At 70.3% G+C, this 12,043-nt stretch carries 9 protein-coding genes and 1 pseudogene; 7 read left to right on the top strand and 3 right to left on the bottom strand.

Annotation, left to right across the window (positions count from 1 at the left end; translation table 11 throughout):
- Positions 1-59 precede the first annotated feature (59 nt).
- From ACIBI9_RS58690 to ACIBI9_RS58720, 7 genes are all read left to right on the top strand, one after another.
- Positions 60-290, top strand: coding sequence for a thiomuracin/GE37468 family thiazolyl RiPP peptide (locus tag ACIBI9_RS58690; protein ID WP_397236300.1), 231 nt, complete (start codon positions 60-62; stop codon positions 288-290).
- Positions 291-353: 63 nt separating this feature from the next.
- On the top strand, positions 354-2,867 hold the full coding sequence (locus ACIBI9_RS58695; RefSeq protein ID WP_397236302.1) for a lantibiotic dehydratase: 2,514 nt from the start codon (positions 354-356) through the stop codon (positions 2,865-2,867).
- A gap of 19 nt (positions 2,868-2,886) precedes the next feature.
- The gene (locus ACIBI9_RS58700; protein ID WP_397236304.1) at positions 2,887-3,723 is read left to right on the top strand and encodes a lantibiotic dehydratase C-terminal domain-containing protein; all 837 of its coding nucleotides are present in this window, start codon (positions 2,887-2,889) and stop codon (positions 3,721-3,723) included.
- Positions 3,720-5,045, top strand: coding sequence for a SagB family peptide dehydrogenase (locus ACIBI9_RS58705; RefSeq protein ID WP_397236306.1), 1,326 nt, complete (start codon positions 3,720-3,722; stop codon positions 5,043-5,045). Before ACIBI9_RS58700 ends, ACIBI9_RS58705 begins: the two co-directional genes overlap by 4 nt.
- Positions 5,042-6,706: a hypothetical protein gene (locus ACIBI9_RS58710; protein ID WP_397236308.1), complete on the top strand. Its 1,665-nt coding sequence runs from the start codon at positions 5,042-5,044 to the stop codon at positions 6,704-6,706. The genes ACIBI9_RS58705 and ACIBI9_RS58710 overlap by 4 nt, the downstream gene beginning before the upstream one ends.
- The gene (locus ACIBI9_RS58715) at positions 6,699-8,603 is read left to right on the top strand and encodes a TOMM precursor leader peptide-binding protein (protein WP_397236310.1); all 1,905 of its coding nucleotides are present in this window, start codon (positions 6,699-6,701) and stop codon (positions 8,601-8,603) included. The genes ACIBI9_RS58710 and ACIBI9_RS58715 overlap by 8 nt, the downstream gene beginning before the upstream one ends.
- The gene (locus ACIBI9_RS58720) at positions 8,600-10,264 is read left to right on the top strand and encodes an ABC transporter ATP-binding protein (RefSeq protein WP_397236312.1); all 1,665 of its coding nucleotides are present in this window, start codon (positions 8,600-8,602) and stop codon (positions 10,262-10,264) included. The genes ACIBI9_RS58715 and ACIBI9_RS58720 overlap by 4 nt, the downstream gene beginning before the upstream one ends.
- Positions 10,265-10,407: 143 nt before the next feature.
- Here ACIBI9_RS58720 and ACIBI9_RS58725 read toward each other — a convergent pair whose 3' ends face one another.
- From ACIBI9_RS58725 to ACIBI9_RS58735, 3 genes and pseudogenes are all read right to left on the bottom strand, one after another.
- Positions 10,408-10,713, bottom strand: coding sequence for a hypothetical protein (locus tag ACIBI9_RS58725; protein ID WP_397236314.1), 306 nt, complete (start codon positions 10,711-10,713; stop codon positions 10,408-10,410).
- A gap of 291 nt (positions 10,714-11,004) precedes the next feature.
- Positions 11,005-11,601 (bottom strand): transposase, encoded by a 597-nt coding sequence (locus tag ACIBI9_RS58730; RefSeq protein ID WP_397236326.1) that lies wholly within the window; start codon positions 11,599-11,601, stop codon positions 11,005-11,007.
- Positions 11,558-11,803: pseudogene (locus ACIBI9_RS58735) on the bottom strand (transposase); the annotation flags it as partial. The pseudogene ACIBI9_RS58735 and the gene ACIBI9_RS58730, both read right to left, overlap by 44 nt.
- Between the last annotated feature and the right edge of the window lie 240 nt (positions 11,804-12,043).

A 12,043-nucleotide genomic window follows, 5' to 3' on the forward strand; every position in this document is an offset into this window, starting at 1 on the left:
CGTTGCTAGCGTCGGCAGCGCATGGACACGCATTCCAGCTAGGCGAAAAAGGGGTATCGATGCCACCCGTTTCCACCCTCGACTTCGATGTTCACGATCTTCCGATGGACGTGTTCGACCTCACCGTCAGCGGGCTGGAGGTGCAGACACTCACGCTCGGACGCGGCTACGACATCGTGGCGTCCTGCACGATCACCAAGTGCGTCGGACCCAGCGGCTGCGTCTGCGGCTGCGGCGGCGGCCCGGACAAGCCGCACGCCGACCCCGATGACGACATAGACGAGGAGTAGCGGACAGCACCGCGGGCCGTGCTGCGCGCAGGACGGCCCGCGTTTCATCGGGTGAGGTGAAGGATGTTCGCTGCTCCATTGATCCGGTTGGCCGGCCTGCCGACCACCGTCCTGCGGGAACTGCGTTTCCACGAGGTGGGACTGGCCGTGCGTGACCGGCTCTCGCTGCGGCGGTGGGTGCGGGCCGAGGGCGCGACGCTGAGCGATGAGCTGTACCCGGTGATCGCACGCGCGGCGGCGCACCCCGCGAGGCCGCTGCTCGTCGGCCTGCGGCGGGCCGTCTATCAGGGGCGCAGGCCGACCGCCCGCGAGTGGAGCCCGGCGACGCGGGAACTGCTCGGCCGTGACCTCTCGGACCGGGTGGAACGCTGGGTGGCCGCCTGTGACGAGTGGCGTGATGGTGGACGCGACCTGGACGAACGTGTCGGATCGGAGACGGCGGCCCTGGAGAGCCGGTTGCGTGACCTCGTTTCCGCTCCGGTCTTCCGGCGGGCGCTCCTCCAGGCGAGCCCCGATCTGTCGGCGGATCTGGACAAGTGGCTGGTCGACCCGGGCCGTGGTACCCGGCGGCTGGCGCCCGCCCTGGTCAAGTACCTGGTCCGGGCCGCGGCGAAGACCAGCCCCTTCAGCACGTTCATGGTGACGGGACGCGGTACGTGGACGGACGACGACGTGGCGGTCCGCCAGTGCGCCGAAGGTCTGCGCGGCGCGGCGGGCGTCCTCGACCTCGGCCATGTCGCGCGGTCGGAACTGCACGCGGCACTGGTCACGAGTGGACGGCTGCGGCGCGCCATGATCATCCGGGTCAATCCCAGCGTGGTTGGCTCCGGCGACCGGCTGCGCTTCCTGGGTCCTCCTCCGGCGGAGGCGATGGTCACGATCGACGCCACCCCGGCGATCAGCGCCTGCCTGCAACTGATCCCCGACGCCGCGATCACCTTCGGTGAGCTGGCAGGCAAGCTGGAGGCGGCGGGAAACGCTCAGCCCGCCCGGGTCGCGGCCTTCCTCGACCATCTCGTCGAGATCGGACTGCTGCAGCTCATGCCGCAGCCGGCCGGGCAGATCACCACACCAGGCGAGGCGGGGCGCTGGTTGCGCTCGCTCGGCGCGGAGTTCGCGCAGGAGGGCGCGCTGCTCCTGGCCGTCGACGAGGCCGTGCGGGCGGCCATACCGGTCGAGGACGTCGAACTGCATCGGCGGCGGCTGGATGCGGTGGGCCAGGCGATGGGGAGCCTGTCCGGCCACTTGGGGCAGCCGATCACGAGCCAGACCTTCGACACGGCCGTAGCCGGAGAACCCCTGGCCGAGTGCGGGCGTCTCGCGTGGCAGCCGGTGCTGGCCGACCTGCAGGTCATCCGCCGGTGGTTGGCGCTGTTCAGCTTCGGCCAGGACTTGAAGATCGCGCTCAACGCCTGGTGGGGGCAGCGGCCACCGACTCCTTTCCTGTCCTTCTACCACGAGCTCGTGAAGGAGATCGCCGGCGGTTCCCCGGCAGGCAAGGAGATCGGCCGGCTGTGGCATTCGTCAGGAAGCGGGCGGGCGAGCGTGTTCGAGCGCATCCATGAACTGCGCGCGCTGCGCCAGGACGCGGCCGGCCTGCTGTGGCGTGCGGCCGGACCTGACGGGGTCGTCGCGATCGAGCCCGGTGAGCTGACCCTCGCGGTGGCCGGATACCCGCGCTGGCTGGACGACCTGCACGCGGTGGGGGTGTACGGGCAGCCGCTGGCGGACGAGTCAGGCCCCACGTTCGTGATCAACAACATCTTCACCGGGTACGGCAGGGTCCACAGCCGCCTGGACCACCTGACCGGCACCCGCACGGAGCCGTGGGCGCAACCGCCCGGCGACTATCCGGTGTTCGCCGCTCTCGGCGGGTCTTTGGGAACCTCGTTGAACGTCAGGGAGCCGTGCGCGCCGTACGAGATCACCTATCCGTGGCACGGCGACGTCCGGCCGGGGACCGATCGGACCGATCTGCACGACCTGTGGGTGGAGCGGGATCCGACCCGCGAACTCCTGCGGTTGCGGTCGGGAAGGCTCGACCGGCTGGTCCGGCCGCTGCATCTCGGCAACAGCGCCCCCTGGACCCTGCCGCGCGCGGCGCAGCTGCTCGTTCGGGCATTCGGCGAGGAGCCGCCCGAGCCCGTGATGGGCATCGCGCCGCGTGGACAGCGCAGGTCCGGGCCCGAGGTGACGGTGATCCCGCGGGCGCGGGTGGGGCGCGTGGTGGTGCGCCGGGCGAGCCGTCACATGACGCCGGCGAACATCCCGGCGCGGCGCGCGAACGAGCCGATGGCCGAATACCTCCTCCGGCTGACCGCGTGGCGGCTGGAAGCGGGCATCCCGGAGACGTGCTTCGTCAGAGGCTTGGCCAGCGGGCGTTCCTACGAGAACAAGCCGCTCTACCTGGATTTCGCCAACCCCTTTCTCCTCCACGCCTTCAACGAGTTGCTGCGACAGCCGAACGAGGTGGTCCTCTTCGAGGAGGCACTGCCCGATCCGATGCGGGCACCCGAGAACCACGGCGGTGAGCACGTCATGGAGATGGTGATCGACGTCGCGGCGTGGGGCGATTGACGTGGGCCACCACGAGTGGGTGAGCGCGCATCTCTTCTACCACGGCGACCAGGATCCCCTGATCGTCCGGCTGATTCCCGCGATCGTGGCGGAGCTGGCGGACGGGGGCGACCGCCCGGACGTCTTCTTCCTGCGCTACTGGGAGGCCGGTCCGCACGTACGCCTGCGCGTGAGAGCCGAGCCGGCGGAGCACGACCGGGTACGGCGCGTCATCGAGGCCAGGAGCCGCGCCTTCTTCCACGCCTGCCCCTCCGCCGTCGCCGTGCGCCAAGAGGAGTACGAGACGAGGGCCGCTCTGCTGGCACGCGGGGAAGGGATGGCGGGCTTCGCCCGCGAACTGGCGCAGAACAACTCCGTGTCGTTCATTCCCTACCGCAGGGAGAACCGGCGCTACGGGCGGGTCGCGATGGGGGCGGTGGAGAAGCACTTCGTGGACTCCAGCAGGATCGTCCTGTCCATGCTCACGGCAGGGGTTACGCCCGAGCAGCGGGTGACCGCCGTCGTGGCGATGTACCTCATCGTCTTGCTGCGGCTGAGGGCCGGTGCGTTGCCGCGGGGGGATCACGCCGATCTTTTCGCGCGGCAACGCGACGTCCTGCTCCCCTTGGGGCGGCGCATGCGGGCGCTGGTCGAGCGGACGGATCGGTTGCCGCCGGGCGACGGCCTGGCGGGCTGGGCGCAGACCATGGCGGGCCTGCAGAAGGAGCTGGAGCCCCGGCGGCAGCCGGCGGTGATGACTACGTGCGCGCACCTCGCGGCCAACCGGCTGGGGGTCGATCTGCTCACCGAGCAGTACGCCACCGCCCTGGCCGCGCGGACCGTGCTGGACCTTGGTGAGGAAGAGATATCGGCATGACATCGCAGATCGAGGAACGCGTCCGGATCCGGCCGGGTGTCTCGGGTGGCGTCACACCTGACCGCTGTTACTACCTGCTCAGCGGGCCGTACAGCACGGCGCTGGGCCGGCTGAGCACGGCGCAGCAGGCGCTGCTGCACCGGCTGGCCAGGGAGCCGGTCCCGGCGCAGGAACTGGTGGAGCAGGACCTGAGCCTGCTGCGGCGCGAGGGGTGGCTCCAGGCGACCGTGACCTGGTCGGGAACGGACGTCTACACCGTGGAGCCGGAAGGACCACAGCACCCGATCGCGGGTGAGATGCCCGAGGACCTGGTGCTGTCGCGGTACGCGGTGACCCGCAGGGACGGGAGCGCCATGGTCCTGGAGTCCCCGCGCTCCTGGTGCCGCGTGCGGCTGCACGACTCGCGCGCCCTGGCCTGGCTCGGGCTGCCGCGGCCGGCCGACGACGACGTCCCGGCCTTGCGCCGGTTCCGCCGCGACCTGTGGGCCGGTGGACTGGCGGTCGCCCGGGCCGGCGACGAGGACGACCGGTCGCCGACTTGGCGACCCCACGAGCTGTGGTTCCACCGACACAGCCGCAGGCCGTTGCCCGGAGTCCCGTACGGCAAGGGCGACTGGGCCGCCGGGAGGCCGGTCCCGCACGCGGCGCTCCGTGCGCCGTTCGACGGCGAGGTCGTCGAGCTTGCCCGACCCGATCTGAGCCGCGTACGCGCCGGCGACCCCGGGCTGACCACCGTGCTGGAGCAACGGCGCTCGCTGTGCCGCTACGATGCGTCGAATCCGATGACCGCGGCGGAACTCGGGGAGTTCCTCTACCGCTGCTCGCGCAACCGGGATGTCTTCCGCGCCGACGGCGCCGACTATGTGCGCCGGCCCTATCCCAGTGGCGGAGCCCTGTACGAACTGGAGATCTACCCGGTGATCCGGCAGGTCCACGGGCTGGAGCAGGGGCTGCATCACTACGATCCGCAGCGCCACCGGTTGGAGAGGATCTGCGGGGCCACCCCCGAGGTGCGGCGGCTCCTGCGCACCGCCGCGGCATCGACGGGGCACGAGGAGCCGCAGGTGCTCCTGGTGATCGCGGCACGGTTCGGACGCGTCATGTGGAACTACCAGTCCATGGCGTACTCACTGATCATGAAGAACGTCGGCGTCCTCTTTCAGACGATGTACCTGGTGGCGACCGCCATGAAGCTGGCGCCCTGCGCGCTCGGCGGTGGCGACTCCACCGCCTTCGCGGCGGCCACCGGCCTGGACGAGATGGACGAGGGCTCGGTGGGCGAGTTCGCGCTCGGATCCCTCCCGCGGGGAGCGGCGCGATGAGGCTGCGGATGCGTGACGACGTCTACCTGGCCCCGACCGGCGACGGCCTGCGCGTACTCACGCATCGAGGGCTGGCGCGGATCGACGGGGCCGCGATCGCGGGCTGGGTCGACCGGCTCACGCCGTTCCTCGACGGCAGGTACACGATCGGGGAACTGACCGCCGGGATGCCGCCCGACCGGGAGAAGGCGGTGAGGCGAGTCGTCGAGCTCCTGCGGACCTGCGACGCCCTCGAAGAGGACCGGGATGACAGCTACGCCGGCCGCGCCGCGGTGGTGGCGGGCGTCGAGCCGATGCTGGGACAACTGGTCAGGGCGGCTTCGGCGTCCGGATTGCGTGACATCACGGTACTGGACCTCTCCTCCGCCGCGGTGACCGATCTCCCCGCGGGCACCGACCTGGTGTTCTACGCGGGCGACGGGCCGGCCGCCCTGCCGCTGGAGCGCGCCTGCGCGGAGCGCGCGATCCCCCTCGCCCTGATGGTCGTCACGGGCGAGGCCACCTGGCTGCTGCCGCCCGCGGCGCCGGGATGGGACGACGCGAGGCGCCGGATGGGCGTCACGGCTGGGCAGGGCGGAACCACGCCGCCGGGAGCGGCAGCGAGCCTGGTCCAGGCCGCCTACCGGGAGCTGACCGGCGCCGTCCCGCCCGCCGAACGCGGCCTCCTGGTCAGGATCGAGCAGGGGACGTGGCGGCGCACGCGCCACTCTTGCCTGCCCCACCCCTTGGCACGCCCGGCGTCCCCGCGTTCCCGCGAGGAGTTCCTCCGGCGCGTGCGTGATCTCCTGGCCGGCGAACGTCTCGACCAGGAGTCATTCCTGCGCAGGATCGCCCCGTGCGTCGACGAGCGCCTGGGCGTTGTCAGGTTTGCCGAGGCAGACGCGCCCCAGGTGCTGGTGAACCTGTGCCGGGCCGTATCGCCGGACGGGGAGGCGGTGATCGGCGCCGGATTCGGCCACGAGGCGGCGCACCGCGACGCCGCCTGCCGCGCGCTGGCCGCCTACGGAGCGCGCACGGTGGATCCGCGGAGGCTGGTCGGATCCGACGTCTGGGCGCACGAGATCGACCGCCCGGACAGGGCGCGACTGGTACCGGCCGCCGATGTGTTCGGGAGCGGAGGCGCCGGGCTCGCGACCGGGGATAGCTGGGAGCACGCCCTCGGCAAGGGACTGGCCAGCCGGTGCCTGCAGATGATCATCGCCGGTCTCGCCGCGCGCTCCGCGCCTTTTCCGCGGATCGACCTCACCGCCGTCGACCTGCGCCAGGAAGGGCGCAGATGCCGCGAGGTGCTCTCCCGCCTCGACGAACTGCCCGACGTGTACGACCTCACCGGCCCGCTGGGCATCCCGGCCTTCGCGTACTGCGCCGGCGAGGTCACGATCGGCTACTTCACCGACCTGGACCCGGCCGAGGCGCTGGGAGAAGGGCTGAGGTCCACGCTCGTGCACCTGCAATCCCCCCGGTACGGCCAGGCGGAACCGCTGCCCGCCCGGTTGCGCGGCCCATGGCGGCGGACTCCGGCCCCGGCAGGAGACCTCGCGACGGCGGCCTCGCGGCTACGCGCCGGCGGCCGGGTGGCGCTGGCCGTGCCCCTTGATCATGATCAGGAAGTGGCCGCGATCATGCCCTATCTGACCCGGGTGGTGGTGGCTGATGCGTGAGGTGGCGCTGATCGGGCACGGGCTGATGCACGACGCCATCGCCGGTCGGCTGGCGGCCGACTGGCAGGTCGGCCGCCATGACACGGCGGCGCAGGTGCCCGGCGGCCCGCACCTGCTGATCGCGGCCGACGACAGCTGGAACACCGCTCGCACGGCGGAGGCCCGAGCGGTCTCCACCAAGCTCGCGGTGCCGTGGCTACGCGTCCGCGCAGAGCTCGGCCAGGTGGTGATCGGCCCCCTGGAGATCCCGGGTGAGGCGGGCTGCGTGTCCTGCGCCGAGCGGCGACGGCGCCTCGTCCGTGCCGACCAGGAGGGGCACCGCGCCATCTGGCGCAGGCACGGCCGGGTCCTGCGCGGGTGCCCGTCGTCCTGGCTCACCCCGCTCGCCGCCACGCAGGTGGCCGAAATCGTCGCGGCCCTGCTGTCGGAAGGGGACGCTTCCCGGACGCGCAGGGCCCTGATGACGGTGAATCTGGAGCGCCTGGACGTCGGCGTTCATCCGTTCCTGCCGGACGCGCTCTGCGACACCTGCGGTGACGCGCCGCAGGACACCGCCCAGCTGGCGGACCTGGTCCTGGAACCCCGGCAGATGCAGCGCGCAGGGAGCTTCCGTACGCGAGAGGTCACCGAGGACCTGGAAGAGCTGTACGTGGACCAGGAATGCGGGCTGATCGGCTCGATCTCGGAATGGACGGCAGGTGTCCTGACCGTCGCGTCGGCCAGAGTGGGCGGGCGCGGCGGCGAGGTCGTGGGCTACGGGCGCGCCGAGACGCGCACCGCCGGCAGGCGCATCGCCGTGCTGGAAGGACTCGAGAGGTACGGTGGCGCCCAGGGCGCGCGCAGGCCGGCGGTGCGCGCGAGCTTCGCCGAGGTCGCCGGGCACGCGCTCGATCCGCGGACCCTGGGCCTCTACCCGCCGGAACGGTACCGCCTGCCCGGCTTCCTGTACCGGCCGTTCGACGTGAATGAGACCTACACCTGGGTGTGGGGCTACTCCTTCGCGCGGAAGGAGCCGATCCTGGTGCCGCAGTCCTGCGCCTACTACCAGAACGGGCACGAGCTAGTCTACGAGATCTCCAATGGCTGCGCCCTCGGCGGCTCCCTCGAAGAGGCCGTCCTCCACGGCGTCCTGGAGGTCGCCGAGCGCGACGCCTTCTTGCTGACCTGGTACTGCAGGATACCCGCGCCGCGCATCGAGACGGCCGGGGTGTCCGATCGCCGGCTGCTGTGGCAGCTCGCGTCCGTGGAGGCGGAGACCGGGTACGACGTGTTCTTCCACGACATCAGCGTGGAGCAGCGGATCCCCTGCGTGTGGGCCATCGCCGTAAACCCGCGCGACGACGGCCGGGCGGCGACGATCTCCGCGGCCGGGTCCAGCCCTGACCCGGAACGCGCCATGGCCAACGCCCTCTCCGAGGTCGCCTCGAGCATCGCTCCCGTGGGCGAGAAGTACGCAGAGCACCGTGAACGGGCGCGGCAGATGCTGGCCGACCCCGGGCTCGTCAAGGAGATGGAGGACCACTCCCTGCTGTACGCGCATCCGGACGCCGCGCGGCGGCTCGACTTCCTCACCGGGGCGCCCGGCCGTCGCAGGCCGGCCGACCTGGGAGCCGTCACCGGTACGGATCTGACGGGCGTGCTCACCGAGATGGTCAAGCGCTATCTGGACACCGGGCTCGACGTGATCGTGATCGACCAGACCGGCTCCGAGCACCGGGCGGGCGGGTTCGCCTGTGTGAAGGTGCTGATTCCCGGCACCCTGTCGATGACCTTCGGGCACGACCACCGCCGTCTCGACGATCTCCCCCGGCTCCTGACCGTGCCGCGGCTGCTCGGTCATCGCGACCGGGACCTGGCGCCGGAAGAGCTCACCTCCGACCCCCACCCCTTCCTATGACGGCCACCGCCGTACTCCGGCGCATGCTCACCTGGTTCCGCCCGCATCGGTGGCAGGTGGTGGCCTCGCTGATCATCGTGGTGATCACCGTGCCCCTGGGAGTGGCCAACCCGCTGCTGACCCGCATGGTCATCGATCAGGGGCTGCTCAACGGCGACGTCGGGCTGCTCACGCTGCTGTGCGTGCTCATGGTCGTCCTGGGAGTCACGAGCAGCGTTCTGGACGTCGGCAACGTGGCGCTCACCAACATCGTCGGCCAGCGGGTGACGACCAGCCTGCGCGCCACCGTGTACGGCCGCGCCCAATCGCAGGAACTGGCCTTCTACACCGAGGAGAGCACCTCGGAGGTGCAGGCCCGGCTGGTCAGCGACATCGAGGGGATCGACCGGTTCGTCACCGGCACCGTCCACCAGGCGCTGGGCTCCCTCACCGCGCTGGTCGCCTCGGGTATCGCGATGCTGATGCTGAGCTGGCAACTGGCCCTGCTCTCCTTCTCGCTGGCGTACGTGCTGGCGCTGCTCAACCATCGCTTCGCCAAGCGGCGCCAGGACCTGGCCAGGCAACGGCAGCGCCACGTCACCTCACTGCTGCGTTTCGCCGCCGAGGATCTCAGCCTGGGCGGGGTGATCCTGGGCCGGACGCTGCGTCGTTCCGGCCGGCAGCTCGAACGGTTCGTCGAGGTGTGCAGGCAACTGGGTGAGATCACGGTGCGGCAGCGAGTCGTGGGGGCCACCGCCTATGTGATCATCGGCGCGTCGTTCGCGTGCGTGCCGCCCCTGGTGTACTGGGTGTCCGGTACGGCGGTCTCCGGACTGAGTACAGGGACCGTGATCGTCATGGTGATCCTGCAGATGCAGCTGTCCCAGCCCATCCAATCCCTTCTGCAATTATCCAGTGGCCTGCACGTCTCGCTGGCCAAGTTCGAGCGCGTCATCCAATACCTCGACCTGCCGGAGCCGCTGCCGATCGACGAGGGCCGCGCTCCCGTGCCGGGGGCCGGGATCAGCCTGACCCTGCGCGGGGTGGGCCACCGGTACGGCGACGGGCGGGACGTGCTCGGTGGCATCGACCTGGACCTGCCCGCAGGATCGGTCACCGTGGTCCGGGGACGCACCGGGTCGGGCAAGAGCACGCTGGGGTTGATCATCGCCGGTCTCCTGCGCCCGGCCACCGGAACCGTTCAGCTTGACGGCGCCGGCGACGCGGAGTTGCGCGACGTGGTGACGATCATTCCGCAGCACACCACCCTGTTCGACGCGTCGATACGGGAGAACCTGATGTTCGCCCGCGAGGCCGTGACCGAGGAGGACATCCATCGGGTGCTCGCCGCCGTCCGGCTGGACGACCTGGTGTCCCACCTTCCGCACGGCCTCGACACTCCAATCGGCGTGGAGGGACTCCAGCTGTCGGGCGGTGAGCGTCAGCGGCTGGCGGTGGCCAGGGCGCTGCTGGCCGACTGGCAGGTGCTCGTCGTCGACGAGGTCACCAGCGCCCTCGACGGCGTCACCTCGGACGAGGTGTACGACGCCCTGCGAGTTTATTGTGCGGGGAAGACCCTGGTGATCATCGCGCACCGGCTTCCACGTATCGACCCGACAGACCAGGTGGTGCTGGTGGACCGGGGCGCCGGGACCGTTACCCCGGGGTCGCGCGCGGGCTAGGGAGGCGGCGTGGTCATATTCGGCCGGAAATTAGCGCTAAGCACGAACACGCAGGTCAGCGAGGAGATTCACGGAGAGCGAGGCGGTTCTTCGCGAGAAGCTTGCCGAGGGCGTTGCGGAGTTGGTTGATGCGTTCCTGGGCGTCATGACCGTGGATGCCGATGGTGATGGTGGATTCGGTCGTGCTGATAGGTGGTGAGGCGGTCTTCGGTGGCGCTGCGTATGGCGGCGTGGATCTGTCCGCGGAGCCGGATCGCGGCCCGAGAGTTGTCGGTGTGGTCCAGGCCGTCGATGGTGAGGTAGCAGAGCAACGGGCCGGGGTCGGTGAGCGGGCCCTGCGGTAGGCCCGCCTCGACGCGTCGGCGGACCTCAGCCCGGTCGGCGCTGGCCATGGGTCGGCGGCCGAGCCAGTCGGGCCACCCGTCGGCACGAAGCGGCACGGTGGGCATAGCGGAGACCTGCTCTGTGGCACTCGGTGGTTGCGCGGCTGGGCTGTCACTGTGGCCGGGGGCAGGGTGGGTCGGGTTCGTGGTCATCGGGGGTCGCTTCACCGGTCGACGGTGAGGTGGCGGAGGGCTGCCTGTTTGTCTTCCTCGGTGGACTGGCTGTAGACGCTCAACTAATAACCCTTGAGTTCAGCTGGGCTTCTTGGGTCTCCCTAGCCCCAGGACCTGGGCTTCTGGGCTGGCGCTCCGACTTCTCCAGGTATTGATGAGATTTCAGAGGCTGCTGACGAAGACTTAAGTGCTCGTGGGGATGGGGCCGTAGAGGGCGGGTGCGATCTTGCGGATGTAGCCCTGGTGGGACCACTGGGAGAGCTTGACGCGGAAGCTGTTGACGTTGTCGATCCCGAGGATGGCGGCCAGTTCGCTGCCTCGCCAGGCGCGCCGGGGCTGGGCCGCGAGAAGTTCCAGGATCTTGCCGCGTCGGTCGGGGCTGGTCAGCTCCGGTAGTGGCGGCGGGTCTCCCCAGCGTCCGTGAGCTGGCCCGCCTGTCAGTTCGCGGGCCAGGCGGCGGGTCATCTGGTGGATGGCGGCCCACCAGATGAAGGCTTCGTGATGCTCGGGCTTGCGTTCGTAGATCCGCACCAGCTGCCGATAGCGCATCAGCCAGGCCAATGAGCGTTCCACGATCCAACGACGGGGCAGGACGACGAAGCCGCGCATGTCGTCGCTGCGCTTGACGATGGCCACCGTCAGGCGCAGGACATCGCGTGCCCAGGTGACCAGGCGCCCGGCGTAGCCGCCGTCCGCCCAGACCAGGGCGAGGGTGGAGAAACTTCTCCCGCAGCAGGGCCAGCAACGAGTGGGCGCCGTCGCGGTCCTGAACCGCCGCAGAGGTGACGAGCACGCACAACACGAGCCCGAGCGTGTCGGTGGCGATGTGCCGCTTTCTCCCCCTTGATCTTCTTCCCGGAGTCGTAGCCGCAGGCCGCGGCCCCGACGGTCTCGGCGGCCTTGACCGTCCGGTCGATCGACGCCACCCGAACCCCCGAAATCGCCACCAACCAGCGCGAACCCCCAGGAGTTTAACGATCAGTGATCAAGAGCGCGGCCCGTTTCTGCCGTATTCCGGAACCGCCGCATATCGCATCAGATGCGAACTGACGACACCTCGTGCCCCAGCGACTTGAACTCGATAGAGGACCTGCTGCGTGCACGCTTTCGGCCATCTGCACTCTATCCGTCTGAGTATCACTTGGAAGAGGAGAGGAGAGGCAGTAGAGGGTTGAGGCTCTGACCTGGGCCGCTAGACGGCGGTTCGCGTTGGATGCAAAAA

It is taken from the genome of Nonomuraea sp. NPDC050451 (genome assembly GCF_044458585.1).

What these genes read in the sequence shown, in the direction of transcription:
- ACIBI9_RS58690 (WP_397236300.1), top strand. Translation starts at nt 60, where the DNA reads ATGCCACCCGTTTCCACCCTCGACTTCGATGTTCACGATCTTCCGATG.
- ACIBI9_RS58695 (WP_397236302.1), top strand. Translation starts at nt 354, where the DNA reads ATGTTCGCTGCTCCATTGATCCGGTTGGCCGGCCTGCCGACCACCGTC.
- ACIBI9_RS58705 (WP_397236306.1), top strand. Translation starts at nt 3,720, where the DNA reads ATGACATCGCAGATCGAGGAACGCGTCCGGATCCGGCCGGGTGTCTCG.
- ACIBI9_RS58710 (WP_397236308.1), top strand. Translation starts at nt 5,042, where the DNA reads ATGAGGCTGCGGATGCGTGACGACGTCTACCTGGCCCCGACCGGCGAC.
- ACIBI9_RS58715 (WP_397236310.1), top strand. Translation starts at nt 6,699, where the DNA reads ATGCGTGAGGTGGCGCTGATCGGGCACGGGCTGATGCACGACGCCATC.
- ACIBI9_RS58720 (WP_397236312.1), top strand. Translation starts at nt 8,600, where the DNA reads ATGACGGCCACCGCCGTACTCCGGCGCATGCTCACCTGGTTCCGCCCG.
- ACIBI9_RS58725 (WP_397236314.1), bottom strand. Translation starts at nt 10,713, where the DNA reads ATGCCCACCGTGCCGCTTCGTGCCGACGGGTGGCCCGACTGGCTCGGC.